The organism is Pseudoxanthomonas sp. LjRoot206 (assembly GCF_056175725.1).
This window is the reverse complement of record NZ_JBGFFI010000006.1, coordinates 100,892-123,882: the sequence shown is the minus strand read 5'-3', so window position 1 is coordinate 123,882 and position 22,991 is coordinate 100,892. Positions and strand designations below refer to the sequence as shown.

Annotated in this window: 27 protein-coding genes and 2 tRNA genes; 7 read left to right on the top strand and 22 right to left on the bottom strand. The window is 68.3% G+C overall.

All coding sequences use genetic code 11. The features are described from left to right. Positions 1-21: 21 nt before the first annotated feature. From AC04MD_RS18165 to AC04MD_RS18150, 4 genes are all read left to right on the top strand, one after another. Positions 22-432, top strand: coding sequence for a CopL family metal-binding regulatory protein (locus AC04MD_RS18165; protein ID WP_475498667.1), 411 nt, complete (start codon positions 22-24; stop codon positions 430-432). 119 nt (positions 433-551) lie between these two features. Continuing rightward, positions 552-2,345 (top strand): copper resistance system multicopper oxidase, encoded by a 1,794-nt coding sequence (locus AC04MD_RS18160; RefSeq protein WP_475498666.1) that lies wholly within the window; start codon positions 552-554, stop codon positions 2,343-2,345. Beyond that, on the top strand, positions 2,342-3,253 hold the full coding sequence (locus AC04MD_RS18155) for a copper resistance protein B (RefSeq protein WP_475498665.1): 912 nt from the start codon (positions 2,342-2,344) through the stop codon (positions 3,251-3,253). The genes AC04MD_RS18160 and AC04MD_RS18155 overlap by 4 nt, the downstream gene beginning before the upstream one ends. Before the next feature lie 11 nt (positions 3,254-3,264). Then, a complete protein-coding gene (locus AC04MD_RS18150) occupies positions 3,265-3,780 on the top strand; it encodes a DUF411 domain-containing protein (protein ID WP_475498664.1) in 516 nt (171 codons plus the stop codon). A gap of 53 nt (positions 3,781-3,833) precedes the next feature. Here the strand turns inward: AC04MD_RS18150 and AC04MD_RS18145 are convergent, their stop codons facing one another. The 21 genes from AC04MD_RS18145 to AC04MD_RS18045 all read right to left on the bottom strand — a co-directional run bounded on the left by AC04MD_RS18145 (position 3,834) and on the right by AC04MD_RS18045 (position 21,750). Continuing rightward, a complete protein-coding gene (locus AC04MD_RS18145; RefSeq protein ID WP_475498663.1) occupies positions 3,834-4,274 on the bottom strand; it encodes an excinuclease ATPase subunit in 441 nt (146 codons plus the stop codon). A 112-nt stretch (positions 4,275-4,386) separates the two neighbouring features. After that, positions 4,387-4,926, bottom strand: coding sequence for a hypothetical protein (locus AC04MD_RS18140; protein WP_475498662.1), 540 nt, complete (start codon positions 4,924-4,926; stop codon positions 4,387-4,389). Then, a complete protein-coding gene (locus AC04MD_RS18135) occupies positions 4,923-5,384 on the bottom strand; it encodes a hypothetical protein (protein ID WP_475498661.1) in 462 nt (153 codons plus the stop codon). Before AC04MD_RS18135 ends, AC04MD_RS18140 begins: the two co-directional genes overlap by 4 nt. Before the next feature lie 55 nt (positions 5,385-5,439). Then, positions 5,440-6,675: a beta-ketoacyl-ACP synthase gene (locus tag AC04MD_RS18130; protein WP_475498660.1), complete on the bottom strand. Its 1,236-nt coding sequence runs from the start codon at positions 6,673-6,675 to the stop codon at positions 5,440-5,442. After that, positions 6,672-7,406, bottom strand: coding sequence for a 3-oxoacyl-ACP reductase FabG (gene fabG / locus AC04MD_RS18125; RefSeq protein ID WP_475498659.1), 735 nt, complete (start codon positions 7,404-7,406; stop codon positions 6,672-6,674). The genes AC04MD_RS18130 and fabG overlap by 4 nt, the downstream gene beginning before the upstream one ends. Next, positions 7,403-7,858, bottom strand: coding sequence for a hotdog family protein (locus AC04MD_RS18120; RefSeq protein ID WP_475498658.1), 456 nt, complete (start codon positions 7,856-7,858; stop codon positions 7,403-7,405). The genes fabG and AC04MD_RS18120 overlap by 4 nt, the downstream gene beginning before the upstream one ends. A gap of 2 nt (positions 7,859-7,860) precedes the next feature. After that, a complete protein-coding gene (locus AC04MD_RS18115; RefSeq protein ID WP_475498657.1) occupies positions 7,861-9,048 on the bottom strand; it encodes a beta-ketoacyl-ACP synthase in 1,188 nt (395 codons plus the stop codon). Continuing rightward, positions 9,045-9,581, bottom strand: a complete 537-nt coding sequence (locus tag AC04MD_RS18110; RefSeq protein WP_475498656.1) for a DUF3261 domain-containing protein — start codon at positions 9,579-9,581, stop codon at positions 9,045-9,047. Before AC04MD_RS18110 ends, AC04MD_RS18115 begins: the two co-directional genes overlap by 4 nt. Beyond that, positions 9,578-10,810 (bottom strand): NAD(P)/FAD-dependent oxidoreductase, encoded by a 1,233-nt coding sequence (locus tag AC04MD_RS18105; protein WP_475498655.1) that lies wholly within the window; start codon positions 10,808-10,810, stop codon positions 9,578-9,580. Before AC04MD_RS18105 ends, AC04MD_RS18110 begins: the two co-directional genes overlap by 4 nt. Further along, positions 10,807-13,173: an MMPL family transporter gene (locus AC04MD_RS18100; RefSeq protein ID WP_475498654.1), complete on the bottom strand. Its 2,367-nt coding sequence runs from the start codon at positions 13,171-13,173 to the stop codon at positions 10,807-10,809. The genes AC04MD_RS18105 and AC04MD_RS18100 overlap by 4 nt, the downstream gene beginning before the upstream one ends. Beyond that, on the bottom strand, positions 13,166-13,792 hold the full coding sequence (locus AC04MD_RS18095; RefSeq protein ID WP_475498653.1) for an outer membrane lipoprotein carrier protein LolA: 627 nt from the start codon (positions 13,790-13,792) through the stop codon (positions 13,166-13,168). The genes AC04MD_RS18100 and AC04MD_RS18095 overlap by 8 nt, the downstream gene beginning before the upstream one ends. Further along, positions 13,789-14,220 (bottom strand): acyl-CoA thioesterase, encoded by a 432-nt coding sequence (locus AC04MD_RS18090; RefSeq protein ID WP_475498813.1) that lies wholly within the window; start codon positions 14,218-14,220, stop codon positions 13,789-13,791. Before AC04MD_RS18090 ends, AC04MD_RS18095 begins: the two co-directional genes overlap by 4 nt. Further along, positions 14,210-15,751 (bottom strand): HAL/PAL/TAL family ammonia-lyase, encoded by a 1,542-nt coding sequence (locus AC04MD_RS18085; protein WP_475498652.1) that lies wholly within the window; start codon positions 15,749-15,751, stop codon positions 14,210-14,212. The genes AC04MD_RS18090 and AC04MD_RS18085 overlap by 11 nt, the downstream gene beginning before the upstream one ends. Continuing rightward, entirely contained in the window at positions 15,744-16,688 is a 945-nt protein-coding gene (locus tag AC04MD_RS18080) for an LpxL/LpxP family acyltransferase (RefSeq protein ID WP_475498651.1), read from the bottom strand. Before AC04MD_RS18080 ends, AC04MD_RS18085 begins: the two co-directional genes overlap by 8 nt. After that, a complete protein-coding gene (locus tag AC04MD_RS18075; protein ID WP_475498650.1) occupies positions 16,685-17,464 on the bottom strand; it encodes a glycosyltransferase family 2 protein in 780 nt (259 codons plus the stop codon). The genes AC04MD_RS18080 and AC04MD_RS18075 overlap by 4 nt, the downstream gene beginning before the upstream one ends. Further along, on the bottom strand, positions 17,454-19,139 hold the full coding sequence (locus AC04MD_RS18070) for an ApeI family dehydratase (protein WP_475498649.1): 1,686 nt from the start codon (positions 19,137-19,139) through the stop codon (positions 17,454-17,456). Before AC04MD_RS18070 ends, AC04MD_RS18075 begins: the two co-directional genes overlap by 11 nt. Next, positions 19,132-19,683, bottom strand: coding sequence for a COG4648 family protein (locus AC04MD_RS18065; RefSeq protein ID WP_475498648.1), 552 nt, complete (start codon positions 19,681-19,683; stop codon positions 19,132-19,134). Before AC04MD_RS18065 ends, AC04MD_RS18070 begins: the two co-directional genes overlap by 8 nt. Positions 19,684-19,699: 16 nt before the next feature. After that, positions 19,700-19,954 (bottom strand): acyl carrier protein, encoded by a 255-nt coding sequence (locus tag AC04MD_RS18060; RefSeq protein ID WP_142124725.1) that lies wholly within the window; start codon positions 19,952-19,954, stop codon positions 19,700-19,702. A 24-nt stretch (positions 19,955-19,978) separates the two neighbouring features. After that, positions 19,979-20,248: a phosphopantetheine-binding protein gene (locus tag AC04MD_RS18055; protein ID WP_462687195.1), complete on the bottom strand. Its 270-nt coding sequence runs from the start codon at positions 20,246-20,248 to the stop codon at positions 19,979-19,981. Next, complete coding sequence (locus AC04MD_RS18050) at positions 20,226-21,023, bottom strand: lysophospholipid acyltransferase family protein (protein ID WP_475498647.1); 798 nt, start codon at positions 21,021-21,023, stop codon at positions 20,226-20,228. Before AC04MD_RS18050 ends, AC04MD_RS18055 begins: the two co-directional genes overlap by 23 nt. Then, positions 21,016-21,750, bottom strand: coding sequence for a beta-ketoacyl synthase chain length factor (locus AC04MD_RS18045; RefSeq protein ID WP_475498646.1), 735 nt, complete (start codon positions 21,748-21,750; stop codon positions 21,016-21,018). The genes AC04MD_RS18050 and AC04MD_RS18045 overlap by 8 nt, the downstream gene beginning before the upstream one ends. Before the next feature lie 139 nt (positions 21,751-21,889). On the opposite strand from AC04MD_RS18045, the gene AC04MD_RS18040 reads away from it, so the two are divergent. The 3 genes from AC04MD_RS18040 to AC04MD_RS18030 all read left to right on the top strand — a co-directional run bounded on the left by AC04MD_RS18040 (position 21,890) and on the right by AC04MD_RS18030 (position 22,457). Continuing rightward, a tRNA-Ala gene (locus AC04MD_RS18040) sits at positions 21,890-21,965 on the top strand. Between the two features lie 51 nt (positions 21,966-22,016). Next, positions 22,017-22,092, top strand: a tRNA-Glu gene (locus AC04MD_RS18035). 137 nt (positions 22,093-22,229) lie between these two features. Continuing rightward, positions 22,230-22,457: a hypothetical protein gene (locus AC04MD_RS18030; protein ID WP_475498645.1), complete on the top strand. Its 228-nt coding sequence runs from the start codon at positions 22,230-22,232 to the stop codon at positions 22,455-22,457. A 21-nt stretch (positions 22,458-22,478) separates the two neighbouring features. Here the strand turns inward: AC04MD_RS18030 and AC04MD_RS18025 are convergent, their stop codons facing one another. Next, positions 22,479-22,961 (bottom strand): DUF1249 domain-containing protein, encoded by a 483-nt coding sequence (locus AC04MD_RS18025; RefSeq protein ID WP_475498644.1) that lies wholly within the window; start codon positions 22,959-22,961, stop codon positions 22,479-22,481. Between the last annotated feature and the right edge of the window lie 30 nt (positions 22,962-22,991).

Here is a 22,991-nt window from a genome sequence, read left to right as displayed (position 1 = left end):
GTCATGGCGTATGATGGCGCCATGTCACGCGTCGCCGCCCTGCTCCGTGCCCTGCTCTGCCTTGCGCTGCTGCTCAACGGCACGGCGTACGCGCACGCCGCCACCCGCATGGCGATGGGCGACATGGCGGCGGCCGTCGAGGCTGCTGGCGATGCCACGCCGCCGTGCCATGAAGGCATGGACATGGCGATGCCGATGGACGACGTGGATGCGTCCAAGGCAGGCCACCACGACATCGATCCGGGCCTGCCGGACTGCTGCAAGGCCGGCAGTTGCGATGGCTTCTGCACCCAGCATGCGCCTGCGATGACCTGGCTGGCCGCAGTGGGAACTCCCCTGTACCCGGCAGCGGAAGCACCGGCCTACCGTGCCGACGCCCATGCCTCCGTGCGCCTGTCGCACCGTCACCGACCTCCCATCCTGGCGGCCTGAGGCCGCACAGCGGCGGCTTGCCGCATGGCCGGAGGCGCTTGCACGCACCGGCTCCATCATCACGACGGGCACCCCCGCGACTGCGGTCGGTCGTACCGACGATGCACAGGATGCTTTGAATGAAACACGATGACTCCACTCCCGGACGCTTGGGTGCGTTCCGGCCTACCCGCCGCCAGTTCGTGACTGGACTGGCCACGGGTGGCGTCGCGCTGGGCCTCGGCCTGGCCCGCATGCCCGCCTCCGCCGGCACGCCCGCGCGGCGTGGCGGCGCGTCACTGGTCACCGGCACCGACTTCGCGCTGAACATCGGCGCGATGCCGGTCGACATCACCGGCCGCACGCGGCCTGCGATCACTGTCAACAACAGCCTGCCCGCGCCCACGCTGCGCTGGCGGGAAGGCGACACCGTCACCGTGCGCGTCAGCAACCGGTTGCGCGACATGACCTCGATCCACTGGCACGGCATCCTGCTACCGTCGAACATGGATGGCGTGCCGGGACTGAGCTTCAACGGCATCGCGCCGGGCGAAACGTTCCAGTACCGCTTCCAGCTGAAGCAGTCCGGTACCTACTGGTACCACAGCCATTCGCTGTTCCAGGAGCAGGCCGGCCTGTATGGCGCGCTGATCATCGATCCGCGCGAACCGGCGCCATACCACTACGACCGCGAGCATGTCGTGCTGCTGTCGGATTGGACCGACCTGGATCCCGCTGCCCTGTACCGGCGGACGAAGAAAATGCCGGAGCACGACAACTACTACCAGCGCACGCTGGTGGACTTCGTGCGCGACGCGCGTCGCGACGGTCTCGGCGCCACGATCGCGGACCGTGGCATGTGGGGACGCATGCGGATGACGCCCACCGACATCTCCGACATCAACGCGCACACCTACACCTACCTGCTGAACGGCGCCGCGCCCGACGGCAACTGGACGGGCCTGTTCAAGCCGGGCGAGAAGGTGCTGCTGCGCTTCATCAACGGCAGCGCGATGACCTACTTCGACGTGCGCATTCCCGGCCTGAAGATGACCGTGGTCGCGGCGGACGGACAGTACATCCATCCGGTCAGCGTCGACGAGTTCCGCATCGCCGTGGCCGAGACGTTCGACGTGATCGTCGAACCGACAGGACAGGACGCGTTCACCCTGTTCGCGCAGGACATGGGCCGCACCGGCTATGCGCGCGGCACGCTTGCCCTGCGCCATGGACTGGAAGCGCCGATCCCGGCACGCGATCCGCGCCCGCTGCTGACGATGGCCGACATGGCCCACGACATGGGAAGCCATGGCGCACACAAGGGCATGGAGGGCGGCTGCGGCGGGATGATGGGCGAAGGCGGATGCGGGGCGAACATGGGCGCGATGGACCACGGCACCGCCTCGACCGCACCGAACCATCCCGCCAGCGAGACCGGCAATCCGCTGGTCGACATGCAGTCGTCCGCCAGCGAGCCCAGGCTCGACGATCCCGGCATCGGCCTGCGCGACAACGGACGCCAGGTGCTGACGTACGGTGCGATGCGCAGCCTGTTCGACGATCCGGATGGCCGCGAGCCGAGCCGCACGGTCGAACTGCACCTCACCGGCCACATGGAGAAATTCGCCTGGTCGTTCGACGGCATTCCGTTCGCCAGCGCCGAGCCCCTGAAACTGACGTACGGCGAGCGCATGCGCATCGTGCTGGTCAACGACACGATGATGCAGCACCCGATCCACCTGCACGGCGTGTGGAGCGACCTGGAGAACGCCGGCGGCGATTTCCACCTGCGAAAGCACACCATCGATATGCCCCCCGGTACGCGTCGCAGCTATCGCGTGCGCGCCGACGCGCTCGGTCGCTGGGCGTTCCACTGCCACCTGCTGTACCACATGGAAGCCGGGATGATGCGGGAAGTGAGGATCGAAGCATGAAGACCTTCATCTCCCCTGCCCCACGCCTCACCTACGTCATTGCGATGTTGCTAGGCGTGGCGGCACCCGCGTTCGCACAGCACCATGATCACGCGCAACATGCAGCACCGACACCGGTTGCGAGCCAGGCGCCCGAGCAGGACGCCGATGCCACGCATGACCATGTGGCCATGATGGCAGCCACCGCGGTCTCGCCCAAGGAGCCGATTCCCGTCATCACTGCAGAGGATCTGGCCGCGGCCTTTCCGCCCATCGACCACCACGCCATGCAGCATGCCCCTGCGTTCAACCACAAGGTGACGTTCAACCGGCTGGAAGCCTGGGATGGGGATGAAGGCACCGGCCAGGCCTGGGAAGGCATCGCCTGGTTCGGCATCGATACCGACCGGCTGTGGTTGCGCAGCGAGGGCGAGCGTGTCGGCGGCCACACCGAGAGCGCTGACCTCGAAGTCCTGTACGGTCGCAGCGTCTCGCCGTGGTGGGACGTGGTGGCGGGCATGCGCCACGACTTCAAGCCCGGCGATGCACGCAACTGGGCCGCGTTCGGCGTGCAGGGCATGGCGCCGTACCGGTTCGAGGTCTCGGCGACGGCGTATGTTGCCGACGACGGTCAGGTCGCGGCGAATGTCGAGGCCGAGTACACGCTGCGCCTGACCAATTGCCTGGTGCTGCAGCCGTTGGTGGAAGTCGACATCGCCGCCAAGGATGATCCGCACTACGGCATCGGGCGTGGCGCCAACGGCGTCGAAGCCGGCCTGCGCCTGCGCTACGAGTTCAGTCGCCGCTTCGCGCCTTACGTCGGCGTGGTGCACGAGCGTGCCCTTGGCGACACCGCCGACTACCGCCGCGTTGCGGGTGAATCCGCCCGCGATACCCGGGTCGTGGCAGGCGTCAGGATCTGGTTCTGATGGAGGACGTCATGCGATATCGCACTCGCCTGCTCCGCAGCGCCTCGGCCGTGCTGGTCGCGGCGCTCGCCTCCGCGTGCACGCAGGCAGCTCCCTCACCGATGAGTGCAGCTCTGGCGGCACCGGCGACGACGGCCACCGAAACCCTGCCGCGCATCACCGTGCACCGCGATGCGTATTGCGGCTGTTGCCACCTGTGGGTGGAACATCTGCGAGAAGTAGGCTTCGAGGTGGACGACCGCATCGAGGCCGACATGGGCGTGGTGAAGCTTCGCTTGGGCGTCGCGCCGGACCATGCGTCCTGCCATACCGCCGAAGTCGAGGGTTACGTGGTGGAAGGCCATGTGCCGGCGTCCGATATCCGCCGGCTGCTGAAGGGACGGCCACGGGTCCATGGCCTCGTCCTGCCCGGCATGCCGATGGGGTCGCCGGGCATGGAGGTCGAGGGCGTCGACGCTGAGGCGTACCGCGTGCTCGCGGTCGATCACGACGGCACCACGTCCACCTATTCGCAGCACCAGCCATGAAGCCCTGAAACGCATGCGGCCGCCCGAGGGCGGCCGCACGGAAGCCGGTTCGCTTACTTGACCTTGGCGTAGGTCGCCTTGAACGCGACGCCGCTCATGATGCCGCCCGCATGGCATTCGTAATTGGTCGCGCTGCGGAATTCCTTCTTCTTGAAATAGCTGACGATGTCGATGACCGCGTTCGCACCACGGTCCTTCGCACCTTCCTGCAAGGCCTTCAGCGCGGACAGCGCCACCCAGCGGCAGGATTCGGCATCGGACTTGCCCACGCCGTTGGTCTTCTTGTTGGTGACGTCCTCGCCGAAGCGCGACACCACGGCGGGCGTCTTCTGCCCCGCAAGATAGAAACGCACGCTGCCATCGATGCCCGCGGCCTTCGCTTCGGGCGAGTTGATCAGGTCCTGCAGCGGCAGTTCGACGCGCGTATCGGCGGCGAACGCCGGGGCGGCGGCCAGTATCAGGCAGGTCACGCCGGTGGTCAGAAGTCGTCTCAAGGTCTAGCTCCTGGGGGATGGGCGGCCGGGCCGCTGAAGGGTGAAGCTTGCCAACCCGGATGTTCGGGTGGCGTGGAGGACCGCAGGATCTTCCATCGCGGCATGCTCCAGGTCACTGGATGGGCGGCACGTCCTCGTCGGGGCCGATCTCGATGTGGTTCTGCTCATCCGAGAATTGCACCCTGAAATCGCCGCGGCGCAGCCATGCCGCCGTGTCGGCGGCCAGTGCGTCGCTGATCTTGCTCAGCGACGAGCACCCACCGCGGAACATCGTCATCGTCCGGCGGTACGGCTGGAACTGGCCGATCAGCTTGCCGTCCTCGAACAGATCGGCCCGGATCACGGCCCACTTGGGGCCGGAGAAGCCCCCGCCTTCCGCGCTGCGCATGTGCATGATGCGGATGCGCAGGGTACGGCCAGGCACTGTATCCAGGTCCTGGTCCGTCAGTTCCACCAGTCCTTTCGAGTACTCGACCAGGTGCGCCGGCAGTTCCTCCGCCCAGTCGCACTCCTTCATGAACTCCGGATACCCCGCGTAGCCATCACGCAGCGTGATCGTCGGACTGGTGCGGATGACATCACTGGCGACGGCCGATGCCAGCGGTGTCGCCAGCGCCAGGGCCATCCACACGCGCATCAGCACGCGGCTCAAGGCGCGTCTTCCGGCGCCGTCGCCGTGCTCGCGGCATCGGGCTGGTGGAACACCGGCGAGTTCTGGATGTCGATGGCGAGGTTGCGGATCCAGCGGTTGTAGTTGCCGTGGATCTCCGGCGTGCCCCGCTTGATTTCGTAGTTCATCTCTTTGCTGGAGACGTACTCGATCTTGAAACCGTTGGCGTCGTAACGCGCCGCCACGATCACCTCGTGCGTACGCGGCGCATAGCGCAGGGTGACCTTGCCGGGTTCACTGTCGGCCACCGTCCAGCCACGCGCCTTCCCCGCATGGATGATGGCGGCCTTGATGCGCGCCGCCGTCGGGGGAATGCCGTTGGTGGATTCCACACGCTCATAGGCCGGGATCAGCATCGGATCCTGCTTGCCCGCGAATGCGGGCATGCTTGCAACGGCGAACACGGCTGCGAGCAGCCATGACACGGAATGCTTCTTCATTTTGTCCCCTGTTGTCGTGAAAGACTCCGGCCGGGCACCCCTGCCCGGCCGCTGCTCACCAGCGCTTGAAGATCAGCGACGTATTGATGCCACCGAAAGCGAAGTTGTTGTTCATCACGTAGTCGGTCCGCAGCTCGCGGCCATCGCCGGTGATGTAGTCCAGGTCGGCGCAACGCGGGTCGCGCTCCTCCAGGTTCAATGTGGGGGCGAACCAGCCCTCGCGCATCATCTGCAGCGTGATCCACGACTCGTACGCGCCGCAGGCACCCAGCGTGTGGCCCACGTAGCTCTTCAACGAACTGATCGGCATGCGGTTGCCGAACACCGCCGCAGTCGCCGCTGTTTCGGCAACGTCGCCGTGGTCGGTGGCGGTGCCGTGCGCATTGACGTAGCCGATCGCCTCCGGCGTCAGGCCTGCGTCCTCCAGCGCCAGCCGCATCGCCTGCGCCATCGTGTCGGCGCTGGGCTGGGTGACGTGCTGGCCGTCGCTGTTGGTGCCGTAGCCGACGATCTCCGCCAGGATGGTCGCGCCGCGGGCCTGCGCATGCTCCAGGTCCTCCAGCACCAGTGTGCAGGCACCCTCGCCCAGCACCAGGCCGTCACGGTTGGCATCGAACGGGCGCGGCGTCAGTTCCGGCTGATCGTTGCGCACGCTGGTGGCGAACAGGGTGTCGAACACCGCGGCCGCCGTGGCATCCAGCTGCTCGGCGCCCCCGGCGATCATCGCCACCTGCTTGCCGCTGCGCACGGCCTCGTAGGCGCAGCCGACGCCTTGGCTGCCGGAGGTGCAGGCGCTGGACGTGGTGTACACACGTCCGGTCAGGCCGAAGAACACGCCGATGTTCACCGGCGCGGTGTGGCTCATCATCTTCAGGTAGGTGGTCGCGTTGATGCCTTCGGTCGTGTACTCGTTGAGCATACGGCCGAAATCGCCGACGGCCTCGTGGCTGCCCGCGGACGAGCCGTACGACACGCCCATCCTGCCGCTCTTGAGTAGCGGATGCCCGAGCAACCCGGCCTGTTCCAGTGCCAGTTCGGTCGCGCGCACCGACATGAGCGCCACGCGACCCATGCTGCGCGTGGTCTTGCGGTTGTAGTGCGCCGGCAGTTCGAAATCCTCGGCGGGTGCGGCCAGCCGGGTGTTCAGCCCCTCGTACTTCGCCCAGTCGTCCATGTGGCGCACGGCGTTGCGGCATTCGCGCAGGCGAAGGTGCACGCTGGGCCAGTCGTGGCCGAGCGGGCTGATGGTGCCGGCGCCGGTGACCACCACGCGTCGATCGTTGCGATTCATCCGATCAGTCCTCCGTTGACCGAGATCACCTGCCGGGTGACGTACGACGCCTGCGGCGACATCAGGAACGACACCACCGCCGCCACTTCTTCCGGCTTGCCGACCCGCTTCATCGGGATCATCTTCAAGGCCTCGTCGACGACCTCGCCGCTGACCATCTCGGTGTCGATCAGGCCCGGCGCCACGCAGTTCACGGTGATCTCGCGGCTGGCCAGTTCCAGCGCCAGCGCCTTGGTCGCACCGATGATCCCGGCCTTGGCCGCGCTGTAGTTCACCTGCCCGCGGTTGCCCACCAGGCCGGACACCGACGACAGCGTGACGATGCGGCCGGGCTTGCGCCGCCGCACCATCGGCATGACCAGCGGGTTGAGGATGTTGTAGAAACCATCAAGGTTGGTGCGCAGCACGGCATCCCAGTCCTCACCGCTCATCGCCGGAAACGCGGTGTCGCGCGCGATGCCGGCGTTGCACACGATGCCATGGTAGGTACCGTGCGCGCCGATGTCGGCATCGAGCGCCTGCGCGGCGGCGGCGCGGTCTGCCACGTCGAACGCGAGCACGCGCGCGCCGCGGCCCAGCTCGCGGATCTGGCCGGCGACGGCCTCCGCCTCATCCACGCGGCTGCGGCAATGCACGACGACGTCGAAGCCGTCCTGCGCCAGTCGCAACGCGATCGCCTTCCCGATGCCCCGGCTCCCCCCGGTGACCAGGATCGTCTTGTCTGCACTCATTCCTGCGTACTCTCCAGATACGCCATCGCGTCCGGTGGTTCGAACACCGACACGTTGGCAGTTGCCAGTTCCTCGCCCTCCCCCAGGATGCGGCAGCGGAACATGCCCAGCCCATTGTCGCCCAGCAGCTCGCGGATCGCCTCCACCCGCAGTACGGTGCCGGCACGGAACCATGAGGTCCGGCTCTCGTAGCGGCGGGTGCCCAGCAGGAAGCCGATCGACGGTTCGCGCCCGGAGGCGCGTGCATGGCAGCCGGCCCAGGCCGCGATGGTCTGCGCCATGTATTCCACGCCGACCCAGGCCGGTACGCCTTCGGCATGGCTGAACGGCCCCTCTTCTGGCACGCGCAGCTCGACGGCCACGGTGTCTTCGTCCCAGTCGAGCAAGCGGTCGACCAGGCGCATCGTGCCGCGATGCGGCACCACGCGCTCGATGTCGTACAACTCGCGCATCATTACCCTCCGAACACCAGCACGGCGTTGCTGCCGCCGAACGCGAAGGACTGGCTCAGCACGTGGCGCAGCGGCCCCTCGGCGCGGGCACCGGGGACGACGAAGGCCAGCGGCGGCAAGTCCGGATCCGCCACGCCGTCCCACCAGTGCGGTGGCAGGTGGTGACCGGGGTTGTCGGTCATCGCCAGCCAGCACAGTCCCGCCTCGATCGCCCCGGCGGCACCCAGTGTGTGGCCGGTCAACGGCTTGGTGGAGCTGACCGGCACCTTACCGCCGAAGGCTGTCGTCACCGCGCGGCTCTCCATCGCATCGTTCTGCGGCGTGGCCGTGCCGTGCAGGTTCACGTAGTCGATCTGCGCGGGCGACAACCCTGCCCGCGCCAGCGCCAGGCGGATGGCCTCGATGGCGCCGACACCTTGCGGTTCGGGTGCGGAGATGTGGTGGGCGTCGGCGGTTTCACCCCACCCTGCCAGTCGCACAGCCCCCGGCGCGCGCGTCATCAGGAACAGCGCCGCGCCCTCGCCGATGTTGATGCCGTGACGATGCGCGGAGAACGGATTGCAGCGCTCGGCCGATACGGATTCCAACGCCATGAACCCGCGCACGGTGAACTCGCACAGCGAATCCGCGCCGCCGGTGATGACCGCATCGACCAGCCCGGCGCGCAGCAGGCGGGCCGCCGACGCCATCGCCTTCGCACTGGAAGAACAGGCGGTGGAAATCGTCCATGCCGGGCCGCGGGCACCGGACTCGGCCGCGAGAAAGCGCGACGGCGCGCCGATCTCCTGCTGCACGTAGTGGAAGCCGGCGGGCCACTGGCGATGCTGCTGCCAGTGCTTCATCGCGTGCTCCGCCTCGCCGATACCCGAGGTGCTGGTGCCGACCACGATGGCGACGCGCGCGGGGCCGTACCGCTCGATGGCCTGCTGCACCTGATCGTGGATCTGCCGGTAGGCCGCCGCCAGCAGCGCATTGTTGCGGCCGCGCAGCTGCACGGGGTGATGATCGAGCGAGGGCAAGGCAGCCCGCACCCTGCCCAGCGCCAGCGCCTGGCCGGCGATGAGCGTGTCGTCGAGCGCGACCCCGCCCGGCGCATCGTCGCGGAACAGCGCCGAGCGTACCGAGCCGGTGTCCGTGCCAAGCGCACAGACGATGCCGAGGTGGTTCAGGAAGATCGTGTCGCCGCTCACGGGTCGTGGACTCCGCCGGCCACCGATTCGATGGTCAGATCATAGCCATCCGCACGGTTGCGGACCTGCAGCGTGGTCGCACTTGTGCGCTCGCGCACGAGCCACGTCTGCCCGTCGCGACGCAGCTCGCGCGTGCCGCCTTCGTCGACGAGTTCCCAACCCGCGGGGAGGGCCGCGCGCACCGCATCGGCCGGCCACAGGCTGAACTGCACATCGTCGAGGACGCGTTCACTGCGCACGGCGGCCGGCAGCCAGGGCGCACGCTGTTCGACCAGATGCCTGCCGTCCCACTGCAGCGTCACGCCGGTCCGGCCCATCGCCTGCACCGCCAACCGCAGCTCGACGGCATCGACTTCGAGCAGCGCATCGAGTTCGCGCACCTGCGTGCCGAAGCGGAACACGAGCCGCTGCTGTTCGGCCAGCTCGTGGCCCAGCGCGGCCGGTGCCAGCCGCAACGCAGGCAGCGCGACAGCCGGTGCGGGCGGTCGCGTTGCGCAGGCGGCGAGCAGCGCGCACAGCAGCAGGACGATCACTCGCCGCACAGCTGCTCCAGCACCTTCAGGCGGCGCTGCGTGTCGGCCACGTAGGGATTCTTCCTGTCCCAGGCGTAGCCGGCGAGAATCGAGCAGATCATGCGGCGGATGTCGGGCTGCGGATCGGGGTGGAAGATGATCTTCTGGAAGCCCCCGGCGTACCACGACTCGACGAAGCGGCGGAACGTCTGCACGCCGCCACGCAACGGAACCGAGTAGTCGGCCTCCCAGTCCACCGTTTTGCCGGCGTAGCGGCGACGGATGCATTCGCTGGCCAGCTGCGCCGACTTGAAGGCGATGGTCACGCCCGACGAGAACACCGGATCGAGGAACTCGCCCGCGTTGCCGAGCAACGCGTAGCCCGGACCCCACAGCGACGACACGTTCGCCGAGTAGCCGGTGATCTGCCGCACCGGCAACACCGCCCATTCCGCGTTCTTCAGCAGGCGCGTCAGGTTGGGATCCTCGCCGACGATGGCCTGCAGGCGCTCCAGTTCGGTGCCCTGGTAGCGCTCGAGGAAGGCGGTTTCCGCGACCACGCCGAGCGAGCAGCAGCCGTTGGAGAACGGGATGGTCCAGTACCAGACATCCACGTGCTCGGGGTGCGTGGTGATCAGGATCTTGTTGCGGTCAAAGCCGGCGTCGTGCGGGATGTGGTCGCGCACGTGGGTGAAGATGGCGCCGCGCACGGGAAAGTTCGAGGGCGACTCCAGCTTCAGCAGGCGCGGCAGCAGGCGGCCGAAGCCGCTGGCGTCGAGCATGAAGTCCGCTTCGATGGCGTACTCCTCGCCCTCCGGCGAGCGCACGGTGACGCGCGGGGTTTCGCCAGGTTCGGCGGACAGCACCTCGTGGCGATAGCGCACGTCCGCCCCCATGCGTTCGGCGCCCTTCGCCAGTACGTGGTCGAAGTCGGCACGCTGCACCTGGTACGTGGTGCCCCAGCCTTCGGAGAACTTGTCGCGGAAGTCGAATTCGGTGGTGCGCTCGCCGCGCACGAACGCGGCGCCGTTCTTGTACTGGAAGCCGGCTTCCACCACGTCCTGCAGCAGGCCCGCGGCCTGGATGTATTCCATGCTCTGCGGCAGCAGGCTTTCGCCGATGGAGAAGCGCGGGAACTGCTCGCGTTCGACGATCAGGACCTTGCGGCCCTGCTGCCGCAGCATCGCCGCCGCGACGGAACCGGCGGGGCCGGCGCCGATGATCAGGATGTCAGTGCGTTCCGTTTTCATGCAACGGTGTTTCCATGCGAGGGGGAAGGATCCGGCGGGGGCCGGAACAGCGGCGAGAGCAGCCAGACCAGGCCGATGCCGAACAGCAGGGTCAGGCCGAATGCGCGCAGCGCGGGCGTGGCGGACAGGCCCAGCAGGCCGAACGAGAGCCACGTACTGGCCGCGCCGACGCAGACCGCCAGCCAGGCGCTGGCATCGCCGCGGTGCTCGACCAGGAAGATGCCGTAGTCGATGCCCATGCCGAGCAGCAACATCAACGCCAGCACGTTGAAGAGCTGCAGCGGCTGGCCAAACCAGCCCAGCAGCGCGACGGTCAGCACGCCGGCGAGCAGCGTGGGGGTGATCACCCGCCACGCCTGCGTGCGGTAACGGATCGCCAGTACGGCGAACACCACCACCACGCCGGCGAGCAGCAGCCACGACATCATGTGGCGGTAGTGCGTGAGCAGTCGCGAGATGTCGGACGTGCGGTCGACCCAGCGCACGCCTTCCAGGCCGTCCGCCTGCGCGGCGAAGACAGCCATCGCATCGGGGCGAGACAGGTCGTTGACCATCACCACCGACGCCACGCCCTGCCCCACGCGCCCCAGCCACAGGTGGCGCACGGGCAGCGACGCGGGGGATGCCAGGAAAGCATCCATCTCCATCGCAGACGTGGCGAATTCACCCCGCGACAGATCCTCGCCGGTGGCCGTCGACAAGCGCGTGAGCACGTCCTGCTCGACGCGCGCGGTCAAGGCCGCGTCCGCGTCCTGTTGCTGCCGCGACGGCAACCAGTCGCTCAGGGCGCGATGCCCGCCGACCGAGCCGGCAGCCTCCGCGCGACGCAGGCGTCCGACCAGTTGCTCTTCGCGCTGCAAGACCTGCTCCGCATCGCGACCCTGCACCAGGAAGAACTGCGCGGGACTCGGCATGCCGAGCAGGCGGCCGACGTCGCGCTGCTGCGCGATCAGTGCCGGCGGCGACGACTGCAGCCCGCGCAGGTCGTCGTTGCCATGCACGCGCATCAGGCCCGGCACGGCCACGAGCAGGATCGCCACCGCGAACACGATGCCAGATAAACGCGTCGACAGGCGCGGCCAGCGCGCCAAGGTACCGCCCAGCCAGCGCGAGAAGCCGGTCGCGCGGACCTGACCGCCATCGAGCCAGGGGAAAAAGAAAATCACCGTCAGGAAGGCCGCGGTCAGACCGACCACCGAGAACAGCGCCATCTGCTGCAAGCCTGGGAATGGCGCCAGCCCCAGCGCCAGGTAGGCCATGGCGCTGGTCAGCAGCGCCAGCCACAGGCCAGGCAACAGGTGCCGCAGCAGCGACCAGCGGCGCTCGCTGGCCACGCCTTGGCGAGAGGCGAACCAGTGGATGCCGTAGTCCTCCGCCACGCCCACCAGGCTGGCGCCGAAGATCAGCGTCAGCAGGTGGATCTTGCCGAACACCAGTACCGTCACCGTCAGCGCGACCGCGCAGCCGACCAGCAACGACACCGCCACCAGCAGCAGCGGACGCAGCGAACGGAACGCCAGCCAGACCAGCAGCAGGACGGCCGCCAGCGAACCCCAGCCGATCGTGTTGACCTCGCGGTTCGCCTGCACCGCGGCGGATTCCGCATGCAGGGGGACGCCCGCGTTCAGTACACGAAGATCGGGAACCGCCGTCTTCGCCGCCGCGGTCGCGCCATCCAGCAGGTCCTGCAGGTGGCGTTCGCCGTCGAGCTGGAACGCCGAGCCGCGCAGGGTGAACTGCAGCACCGCCCAGTGGCGCTCCTCGGCCTGCAGCAGGCCGTCGCCGTCCAGTGCCATGCCGGAGGCAGCGGCCTGCGCCTGCCACCACTGCGGCCACAGCCCGAGCGGATCGCTGCGCCACTCGGTGAGGCGTGGTGCGCCCATCGGGCCGTACAGCGCCGCCAGCGCGGACTCCGCCAGCGTGTCGGGCGACGTCGTCGCGAGCGCTTCGCGCTGCGCGGGTGTCAACAGGCGATCACGATGAGGCGCGAGGACATCACGGGCCTGCACAAACCAGTCTTCGGGCGAGCCCGATGTCGCCAGCATGGTCTGCGCGGCCGGGGTCGCGAGGGCCGCTACGAATGCCTGCCTTGCCTTCAGCGCGGACTCGGCGTCGTCCGCGCCGAGCATGACCACGACATCGCGTGCGCTGTTCTCGGCGATACGCCGGGTAGCATCGGCCACCGTGGGATCGCCCGCTTCCTGCGGCAGCAGGGCCAGCACGTCGCTGTCGATGCGCGGCGACTGCCAGAACTGCCACTGGTGCCAGGCCACGGCCGCGAGCGCCAGCAACCAGGCGAGCGCAAGCCAGCGCCAGCCCGTCAGAGGCCGGCCGTCTGCTACGGGAAGTACAGGATCAGTCAAACCGGGCGGCCTCGTCGCGCGACAAGCTGGCGGGCGCTTCGCTCATGCCGCTGAAGCGCAGGTGGGTCAGGTCGCCATTGGCCTCGCGCAGTTCCACTTCGCGCACATAACGGTCACCGGACAGGCGCACCGAGGTGAAGGCCTGCGCCAGCTGCCGCGAGCGCGGCACCAGCGTCATCTTCCAGCCGGTTGCCGCCGGTTCTTCCTTCACGTCGAAGGTCGAGGTCAGCGCCTTCATGTCGCCGCTCATCAGCGCGAACATCATCGCGTTGACGCTGCGCAGGCCGGGCTGCTGCTTGCCGTCCACTTCCACCCGGCGGCTACCGTCGCGCTGGCGGCTGAGGATGCGGTCCTGGGTGATCACGATCTCCGAGGGGAACGGCGCGGTGGTGGTCCACAGCACGCCCTTGTCGCGCGCCAGCAGGAAGCGGCCGTTCGAGCGCAGCGGATTCCTGAAGCCGGCGACCTGCTTCTCCTGCGCGAACTCGCCGCGCAGCACCGGCACCTGCGCCACCTGGGCGCGCACCTGCGCGAGCGGATCGGCTGCGGTGGCCGGCATTGCGACAACGCCTGCAACGGCGAGCACGAGGACGGACACCAGTCCGCGGATCGTCTTCATGGTGTATCGACTCCCAGCCGCTCCCAGAGCACCGGCGGGCACAGATACAGCATCTCGCCTGAAGCGGCATCGACTGCCACCTGGATGGTATGGGCCCGGGTCAGCACGTCGCCGCTGGCGGCGTCGCGGATCTCATAGTCCATCTTCAGGCGGTTCTCCCACTCGCTGATGCGCGCAGCGACGACCAATGGCTGCGCGTACCGCAGGGGCCGGATGTACTTCACGCGCGCATCGACGACCGGCCACAGGTAGCCGGAAGCGTGCATCTGCGGGTAGTCGTAGTCGAAGCGCTGCAGCAGCGCGCAGCGGGCGATCTCCAGATACTTGAAGTAGTGCCCGTGCCAGACCACCTGCATCGCGTCGCAGTCGTGGAAGGCCGGGCTGAGCTGGATCTCGATCGCCAGGTCGTCGCGTGCGTCAGCCGGCATAGACATCCCAGCGTCCGTCGCGGATGTCGACCAGCAGCTGCCGCAGCTCGCCGTCCAGGGCGCGGTCTTCCTCGACCAGCGCAATGCGCTGCTGCAGGTCGGCGTACATGGCCGCCGGTCCGTCTCGCAGCGTGGACTGCAGGCCGACGCGCTCGCGCAGGGCCAAGGCCTGGCGTGCGGCGATCAGCATGCCGGCGACGACCTGTTCGGCCAGTTCGATCACGCGCAGGCAGTCGCGCGCGGCGATCGTGCCCATGCTGACCTTGTCCTGGTTGTGGCATTCGGTGGAACGGGAGAACACCGAGGCCGGCATCGTCAGCTTCAAGGCTTCCGCCGTCCACGCCGACACGCTGATCTGCAATGCCTTCAGGCCATGGTTGATCGCGGCGCGCGGCCCGGTCGCACCGGACAGGTTGGCGGGAAGACCGTGGTTGTAGCGGGCGTCGACGATCAGCGCGAGCTGGCGGTCCAGCAGGTCGGCGACGTTGGCGACCGTATTCTTCAGCGAGTCCATCGCGAAGGCGATGTGGCCCCCGTAGAAATGGCCGCCGTGCAGGATCTGCTCGCGTTCCGGATCGATTAGCGGGTTGTCGTTGGCGCTGTTGAGCTCGGTTTCGATCAACTGCCGCAGGAACGGCAGCGCGTCCTCCAGCACGCCGATCACGTGCGGCGCGCACCGCAGCGAGTAGCGGTCCTGCAGGCGTTGTTCGTTGCGCGGCGGACGGTCGCTGTGCAGGTCCTCGCGCAACCGCTGCGCAACGCGCGACTGGCCGGGGTGCGGCTTGGCGGCGAACAGCACCGCATCGAAGTGGTGCGCGTTGCCGTCGGCCGCCAGCACGTTGAACGCCGTCAGCCGCGTGGCCAGGCGCGACAGGTATTCGGCGCGCTGGAATGCCAGGCAGGCCAGCGCCGTCATCACGGCGGTGCCGTTCATGATCGCCAGGCCTTCTTTCGGCCGCAGGGTGAGCGGCGTCATGCCGATCTCGGCCAGCGCGTCGCGCGCCGGACGCTGGCGCCCGCCGTGCATGACCTCGCGCTCGCCGCACAGCACCGCGGCCACGTAGGACAGCGGCGTCAGGTCGCCGCTGGCGCCGACCGAGCCTTCTGCCGGGATCAGCGGCAGCACGTCGTGGCGCAACAGCGTCTCCAGCCCTTCCAGCAGCGGGAGGCTGACACCGGACATGCCGCGTACCAGCGACGCCAGCCGGGCGGCGAGCACCGCGCGGGTTTCGGTCTCGTCCAGGAAGCGGCCCAGGCCGCAGCCGTGGTAGGTGTACAGGTGGTGCGGCAGTTCCGCGACCAGCGCCGGCGGAATGTTCACCGTGCAGGAATCGCCATAGCCGGTGGTGACGCCATAGATGACGCCCTCTTCCTCGAGCAGCCGGCTGAGGAAGTCCGCGCCGCGCGCGATGCGTGCGCGGAACACGTCGTCGGTCGACAGCACGGCCGGTACGCGCCGCTGGGCCAGCGCGACCACGTCTTCGATGCGCAACGGTGCGTCGCCGAACACCGGCGCCACGGGGTCATTCATGGGGGACGTCATGCGGTACCTGATCCCAGAAGGGGTAGAAGTTGAACCAGTCGTACGGGGACAGGCGGACCTGCCGCTCCATCCACGCCGAGAACTGCGCAGCGTAGCCGGCCAGGGCCGCATCGCGCGAGCCGCGCGGCAGCACGATGCGGTCGGTGAAGGATTCCAGGCGTACTTCGTAGCCGTCGCCGTCGTGCGTGCAAGCCATGGTGAACATCGGGCAGCGCAGCGCCGCGCCAAGCACGTAGGCCCCAATGGGAAACGGCGCCTGGTGGCCGAGGAACGGGGCCATGACGCTGCGCCCGCCCCGCAGCGGCACGCGGTCGCCGGCGATGGCGACGAACTCCCCACGCGCGACGCGTTCGGCCAGCTTCACCGCGTCGGCCGGGCCGAGGTCGGTGACCTGCAGCAGTTCGACGCGGCTGCCGGCGTCCAGGCGCCGGATCAGCCGGTTGAAGCGCTCGGCATGGGCGGTGTGCACCAGGGCGGTCAGGCGGAAACCCGGCACCAGGTCGGCCATCACCTGGCACAGCTCCAGGCAACCGAGGTGCGCGGTGACGATCAGGCCGCCCTCGCCCGCCTTCACGCGCGCCAGGACGTCCTGCCTCAGCATCCGCACCTTGTCGACGGGATAGCGCTGGCCCAGCGCCAGGATCTTGTCGAGCATGGTCTCGGCGAACATCGCGAAGTGATGCAGGCTCTGCCGCATGCCGGGGCGCGGCGACGGCACGCCCTGGTACTCGTGCGCGCGTTGCAGGTACTGCAACGAGGCGCGCCGCGCCGTGCCGTTGAGCAACCAGTGGACGAAGACCACCGGATACACGCACACGCGGAACGGCCAGCGGCCCAGCCAGCGGTGCACCGCGCACAGCAGCAGGATGCCGCGTACCGAGGTGGATTCGCCGATATCGGCCCAGTGCTCGCTGCGCCCGCTCATGCCGCGTCTGCCCGGGTACGGCGCGCCAGCAGGCGCGGCAGCCGGCGCAGCATGCCGAAGAACAGCCGCGTGTGCATGCGACTGATGCGCACGTTGTCGCGCCATACGTCGAAGTGCGACACGCCATCGAACGGGTACGTCACGCGCGTGGGCAGGTTGCGCACGACGATGCCGCGCCAGAACAGCCGCACCAGCACTTCCACGTCGAAGTCCATGCGCCGCCCGATCGTTTCCTCGTCCATCAGGCGCAGCACCGGCGGCAGCGGATACACGCGGAAGCCGCACATCGAATCACGGATGGCGAAGGACAGCGTGTTGATCCAGACCCAGACGTGCGTCAGGTAGCGGCCGTAGAGGCGTCCCTTCGGCACGCTGGCGTCGTACAGCGGCACGCCGCAGACGACATCGGCCGGGTGCGCCCGGGCATCGGTGAGGAAGCGCGGGATGTCGGCAGGATCGTGCTGGCCGTCTGCGTCGATCTGCAGCACGTGGGTGTGACCGTGGGCGCCCGCGTCGCGGAATCCCGCCAGCACCGCCCCGCCCTTGCCCTGGTTCGCCGGCAGGCGCAGCAGCCGTACGCGCGGCGCATGCAGCACCGCCAGACGGTCGAGTTCGCGCGCGCAGGTCTCGCCCGAGCCATCGTCCACCAGCAGGCACGGCGTGCCGGTCGCCAGCACGCCGTCCACCATCATGGCGATGGCGTGTTCGTGGTCGAACACCGGGATCACCACCAGCGGGCGAAATGCGGCCGGCGTCGGCGTGGCGTCATTTACCATCGGCAAACACCACGCGACCGCTCGCATGCGGACCGTGCACGGACGTGTAACGGAACACCAGCGTGCCGCGCTCCGCCTGCCACTCGAGGTCCAGGCGGATCCGGTCGCCCGGTCGCGCCACCCGTTGGAACTTCAGGGCTTCCATGCGCAGGAAGCGCGGCGGCAGGGTGAACACTTCGCGCGCCAGCTGCACCGCCCAGTCGAGCTGCGCCACCCCGGGCAGGATCGCCGCCTGGGTGAAGTGGCCATCGAAAACCGCCAGTGAGGCCTCCAGCGGCAGGTCCACCTGCGCACGGGCCGCTTCCCGCAGGGTCCAGTGCGCCGTCGGCCGTTCGGGCCGGAACAGTGCGGCGAGCGCGGCTTCGGTCACCTTGCCTTGCGCGTTGGAGGGCAGCGCTTCGGTGAACCGCCAGCGACGTGGCCGCGTCACGGCATCCTGCGTGGTCGCCAGGTGCCGCGACAGAGCCTGCGACAACGCACGACGCGCGGTCGCATCCGTCGGCACCGGCACGCCGTCGGCCATGGCGACGACCGCTGCCAACGCGCTGCGGGGACCGCCGAGCAGCAGCACGCGCGCGTCCTTCACCGCGGGATGCGCCAGGATCTGCCGCTCCAGCGCATCCAGCGATACCCGCCGCTCTTCCACCTTCACGATGCGATCGGCCCTGCCGAGCAGACGGAACCCGTCGGCACCGTCGGATTCCGCACGATCCTGGCTGCGCCACCAAGTATCACTGGGCAGGTGCGGCGACTGCACTTCCAGCACACCGTCCTGGACGCGCCAGTCCACGCCGGGCAGCGCACGCCAGGCCGGCAGCTCCGTGTCCCAGCGACGCCAGGCGATACCGCCGGTCTCGCTGCTGCCTAGGATCTCGGTAGGCGGTACGCCGAGCAGGCGGGCCACCTCGTGCGCCGCTTCGGCGGGCAAGGCGCCGCCGGAAGAAAAGACCGCGCGCAGGCAGCCATGCAGGGACGCCCACGACAGCTGCGCGGGCAGGCGCTTGAGGTGCGCAGGACTGGCGACGAGCACCGCGTCCTGCCCCTCCATCGCGGCCAGCAGGTCCTCGGGGAAAAATGCGCGCGGCACGATCGCGCGCCCGGCAGCCAGCGGCCACAGCACGCGGAACAGCAGGCCGTAGATGTGCTGGTGCGACACGGTGCCGTGCACGGCCACGCCGTCCAGGCGGCCGCCCAGCGCCGTCTCCAGTGCATGCACCTCGGCGTCGAGCTGGCGGAGCCGCTTCTCGATGGCGACCGGCTCACCGGTACTGCCGGAGGTGAACACGATCAGTCGCGTCGCGTCCGCATCGAGCGGCTCGACCGAGGTGTCGGCGTCCGTCGCGCTATCGGGCGACGGCAGGTCGCTCTCTATCCAGTCGCCGGCGAAGCCATCCACGCGTGCCCGCAGGCGCGCCTGGGTGCCGGCCAGCGCATCGCCCGGCAGCACCACGGTCTTGCCGGCATGCCAGGCGCCGTAGAGGGCAGCGGCGAAATGCGTGGCGTCGTCGAAATGCAGCGCCCAGATGTCGCCGGCACGTCCAAGGAAGCTCGCGTGCCAGCGCAGCACCTCGCGATGGAACCCGGCATGGTCGGCGGACGCATCGCGTGCGCTTGCGAACAGGCGACCCGGCAGGGGCCGCACGGCAACGTCGGTGAGCGCGCGCCACTCAGCCATGCCGGTATCCCGCTTTCACCCGCTGACGGACCAGCCACTCCGCGCCGAACAGCAGGCCGATCAGCCCGTAGGCGATCAGGCCGTTGTAGAGCGCCCACGCGCGGTCCGACATCCACAGCGCCGTGACCAGCGCAAGCGCGCCGTTGAAGACGAAGAAGCCGCACCACACCTGGGTGACCCGGCGCGTATAAGCCACGCCGGTGGGCGGCAGGTCGGGCTCGGTCAACCGCGCGATGCGCTCGACCGCCGACGGCGGGAACACCAGGCTGGTCGCGAACACCACCAGCATCACCGCATTGATCAACGCCGGATACAGCTTCAGCGGCAGCGCGTCGTTGAAGGCCGTCGCCAGTGCCGCGAGCAACGCGGCGCCGGCAGCGGCGATCAGCCAGATGGCCTGACGGGTGGCGATGGCGCGCAGCACGGCGAGGACCAGCAGCAGCACGGCCAACCAGCGGGGCTCGAAGCGGCCCATCGCCCAGTAGACCACCAGCGGGTATGCCACCGACAACGCCACGAAGATGGCCGCGCCTATCCTGGACACGGGAACGCGGCCAGCGTCAGGCAGCTTGGTCGCGGATCAGGCCGTACAGCACGTCCACGATGTCCTGCACCGTGCGCACCGACTTGAACGCGTCCGGCTGCAGGCTGCGCCCGAGCAGCGGCTTGAGCTGCACGATCAGGTCCACCGCATCGATGCTGTCGATGTCGAGGTCGTCGTAGAGACGGGCCTCGGGCGTGATGCGCGCGGGCTCGATCTCGAAGCTGTCATGCAGGATCGTGACGATCCGGTCGAAAAGTTCGTTCTTGGTCATCTTGCCAGTCCTGCCCGTCCCTGCTCAGGCCTTGCCTTGCGAGGCGACGAAATCCGCCAGGGCACGCACGCTGGCGAAATGCCGGCGGGTTTCCTGCGAGTCCGCGGAGAGTGCGACGCCGTAGCGCTTCTGCAGCGCCAGGCCAAGTTCGAGGGCGTCGATCGAGTCCAGGCCCAACCCTTCCACGAACAGCGGCGCGCCGGTATCGATGTCGTCCGGGGAGATGTCCTCCAGTGACAGCGACGAAATGATCAATTCCTTGATCTCGTGCTCAAGTGCCTGCACGCGATGGATCTCCCGCAAAATAGTTGGCCAGATGTTCCGTGAGCCGCCGGGCTGCCAGCGCCTCTCCCCCTGCCGATGGGCTCCCCCCCTCCATTCCGTTCAGGAATGGGGCGATCGGCAGGTCTTCCTGAACGTCGATCACCATATGGAACCGTACCGGCGGCACACGATACCACTTCTCCCCTTTCCCAAGTGTCGGTGGAGAACAGCTAATGCGCACCGGCGTGATGTCCAGTCGCCCTCGCACCGCGATGTTCGCGGCGCCGCGCTGAAGCTTCATGGGCTCGCCAGGCCGCGTGCGCGTTCCCTCGGGAAAGATCACCAGGTTGCCGCCCGCCCGCACGGCGGCGATGCAGTCCTCGATCAGTTCCGCACCGTCGTCATTGGCCACATAGCCGGCCGCACGCACCGGGCCCTTCATGAACGTGTTGCGCGCCACCGCCGACTTCACCACGCAGTCGGCATTCGGCAGCAACGACACCAGCAACACCACGTCGATCAGGGTCGGATGATTGGCCAGGATCAGCAGGCCATCGCGCTGCAGCCGGTCGCGCCCACGGATCTCGTACGTCATCAGGCCGAGGCATCGCATCAGTTCGACATGGGCGGCGAAACTGGCCTGCACGGCACGGCGCGCCCAGCGGCGGCGGCGTTCCTCATCGCGAATGAGCACCAGCATGAGCGGCAACACGCATACGCCCAGGAACAATCCGCCCACACCGAAGGCGAGGAAGCTCAACCCCGTACCGAAGACACGCCAGGCATGGCCCAGCCGGTCAAGCATCGCGTCGCCAGCGCCAGACTGAGCGTTCGCCCGCAAGCCTCAACTCGGGTTCTGCCGAGAGGAAGAAGCGCAGCACCTCCAGGCCATGCGGCAGGCCCGCAGCCACGTCTTCGCCCAGCCTGTCCGGCTCCCATGCAAGGCGGAAGGTCGGCGCACCCGCGCCCTCGGCCGCAATGCGCCAGCACCACGCGAAACCGGCGTCGGGTTCATCGGCGAAATCGGCGTAGATGGCCGGAAGCGGCGCGTCGTAGATGACCAGCAGCACTTCCGGTGCGCCGTCCGCGATCAGCCCGGCGGCCTCCACGCAGGCCGCCTCCACGGTCGCCATGCCGCCCGCCAGCGCGGTGTAGTTGCCACGCTCACGCCGCAGGATCGAATAGAGCGCCGCGATGGCGTTATGGACCGACAGGCCGAACGTCGTGGGCGATGGCGGCTCGCCGGCAGTGAGCGCCTCGAGCAGTTCCATCGAACGCGCCACATCGCCGTGCCGCGACGCGAACACCAGCGGCACCCCGCTGTCTTCCGCCTGCTGGCACCAGCATGCGGTCTGGATCGCCATGCGCCCCAGTCGCTCGATACGGCGCCGCTGCATCGCGGGCACCTCCGACAATGCAGGCGTCTCGTCACCCGACGGCACCCACGGCGCTGCGGCCCACGCACGCCATGCATCGCGGTCCACCAGTCCTGGTGCCCACGCCGACCACTCTTTCACTGAAAAGCCGATCATTCGCCGTGCAATGCCCTGCCGATTCCGATCAGCCTATTTCAACCCGCATGCACCGAGGTGCGCCAGTCGTGAAATTTTTCGTAACGGATGCTTGCGCATCGGAAAGAGCCTAGCTATTATTCCGCTCCTGCCAGCACGTGGGGCCATAGCTCAGCTGGGAGAGCGCCTGCATGGCATGCAGGAGGTCGGCGGTTCGATCCCGCCTGGCTCCACCAACTTTCGGACAATAGGCCGTCCGGAAAGAAAATCTGGCAACACTTTCGTGCGTCCCCATCGTCTAGAGGCCTAGGACATTACCCTTTCACGGTAGCGACCGGGGTTCGAATCCCCGTGGGGACGCCAACTCTTCAGAAGGCCCGGGAAACCGGGCCTCTTTTTTTGCGTTCGCGACGGATGGTAATGCGGCTTTCGCGGGCGTTTACGCGGCCCTTACTCCGGGCGGCGTAGAAGCGTCATCACGCCCGGAGGAGCCTGCCGTGATGACCCACAATGCCCTCGCCGAAGAACTGCTGTCGCAGCTTCCCGTCCACCGCGACACCCGATGGACCGCGGGGTCGCTTGGGCTGGATGCCGCCGCCTTCGACGCGCTGGCACAGCGCCTGTTGGAACTGGAAACATTGGGCGCGATCGACGTGATGAACCTGTCGCGCGATGCGCATCACGGGCTACGACGGCTGAACGCGATCCGCTTCATGCGGCTTGCGTGAAGCACCACGCGGGAGTGATCGTCATGCGACGTCGCGAACCGCCCCTGCCGGATGCAGGGTGGCGACACCGTGTCCCTGCTCGCCGAGGTACTCGAGCCATTTGCCGAGGAAAGTGTTCATGCGCATGCGGTGGCTGATCACTTCCGCCGGCGGCGGATACAGGCCGATCACGTCCTGCCAGCGCTTGCCCACGTAGCAGTGCGTCGCTTCGGCTTGGCGTGCGTCACGGTACAAGCGGACGAAGGCGGAAGGATCCGGTTCGCCGGTGAGCGGATCGCAGATGTCGTAGGTCAGCCGCAGCTCCACCGTGTAGCGGTGCGTCTCGATGACTTCCAGCCGCAGGTCCAGTCCGTCGCCGATGCTGGAGACGTAGGTCCCCACCTGCAGATGCTCCGGCGCGAACAGCCGCGTGAGGCGGGTGTGGTTCTCCGCGTACAGCGCCATCAGCCAGCCGAAACGCCCCAGCCGGGGGATGCGCGCGGTACGTGCGAGAGCCTGAGACATGGACCGATCCTACACGGCGAATCCCCGTCG

Excerpts from the sequence above, each read along its gene's own strand:
- AC04MD_RS18165 (WP_475498667.1), top strand. The coding sequence starts at position 22 with ATGTCACGCGTCGCCGCCCTGCTCCGTGCCCTGCTCTGCCTTGCGCTG.
- AC04MD_RS18160 (WP_475498666.1), top strand. The coding sequence starts at position 552 with ATGAAACACGATGACTCCACTCCCGGACGCTTGGGTGCGTTCCGGCCT.
- AC04MD_RS18155 (WP_475498665.1), top strand. The coding sequence starts at position 2,342 with ATGAAGACCTTCATCTCCCCTGCCCCACGCCTCACCTACGTCATTGCG.
- AC04MD_RS18150 (WP_475498664.1), top strand. The coding sequence starts at position 3,265 with ATGCGATATCGCACTCGCCTGCTCCGCAGCGCCTCGGCCGTGCTGGTC.
- AC04MD_RS18135 (WP_475498661.1), bottom strand. The coding sequence starts at position 5,384 with ATGAAGAAGCATTCCGTGTCATGGCTGCTCGCAGCCGTGTTCGCCGTT.
- AC04MD_RS18130 (WP_475498660.1), bottom strand. The coding sequence starts at position 6,675 with ATGAATCGCAACGATCGACGCGTGGTGGTCACCGGCGCCGGCACCATC.
- fabG (WP_475498659.1), bottom strand. The coding sequence starts at position 7,406 with ATGAGTGCAGACAAGACGATCCTGGTCACCGGGGGGAGCCGGGGCATC.
- AC04MD_RS18120 (WP_475498658.1), bottom strand. The coding sequence starts at position 7,858 with ATGCGCGAGTTGTACGACATCGAGCGCGTGGTGCCGCATCGCGGCACG.
- AC04MD_RS18105 (WP_475498655.1), bottom strand. The coding sequence starts at position 10,810 with ATGAAAACGGAACGCACTGACATCCTGATCATCGGCGCCGGCCCCGCC.
- AC04MD_RS18095 (WP_475498653.1), bottom strand. The coding sequence starts at position 13,792 with ATGAAGACGATCCGCGGACTGGTGTCCGTCCTCGTGCTCGCCGTTGCA.
- AC04MD_RS18090 (WP_475498813.1), bottom strand. The coding sequence starts at position 14,220 with ATGCCGGCTGACGCACGCGACGACCTGGCGATCGAGATCCAGCTCAGC.
- AC04MD_RS18085 (WP_475498652.1), bottom strand. The coding sequence starts at position 15,751 with ATGAATGACCCCGTGGCGCCGGTGTTCGGCGACGCACCGTTGCGCATC.
- AC04MD_RS18080 (WP_475498651.1), bottom strand. The coding sequence starts at position 16,688 with ATGAGCGGGCGCAGCGAGCACTGGGCCGATATCGGCGAATCCACCTCG.
- AC04MD_RS18075 (WP_475498650.1), bottom strand. The coding sequence starts at position 17,464 with ATGGTAAATGACGCCACGCCGACGCCGGCCGCATTTCGCCCGCTGGTG.
- AC04MD_RS18070 (WP_475498649.1), bottom strand. The coding sequence starts at position 19,139 with ATGGCTGAGTGGCGCGCGCTCACCGACGTTGCCGTGCGGCCCCTGCCG.
- AC04MD_RS18060 (WP_142124725.1), bottom strand. The coding sequence starts at position 19,954 with ATGACCAAGAACGAACTTTTCGACCGGATCGTCACGATCCTGCATGAC.
- AC04MD_RS18050 (WP_475498647.1), bottom strand. The coding sequence starts at position 21,023 with ATGCTTGACCGGCTGGGCCATGCCTGGCGTGTCTTCGGTACGGGGTTG.
- AC04MD_RS18045 (WP_475498646.1), bottom strand. The coding sequence starts at position 21,750 with ATGATCGGCTTTTCAGTGAAAGAGTGGTCGGCGTGGGCACCAGGACTG.
- AC04MD_RS18030 (WP_475498645.1), top strand. The coding sequence starts at position 22,230 with ATGACCCACAATGCCCTCGCCGAAGAACTGCTGTCGCAGCTTCCCGTC.
- AC04MD_RS18025 (WP_475498644.1), bottom strand. The coding sequence starts at position 22,961 with ATGTCTCAGGCTCTCGCACGTACCGCGCGCATCCCCCGGCTGGGGCGT.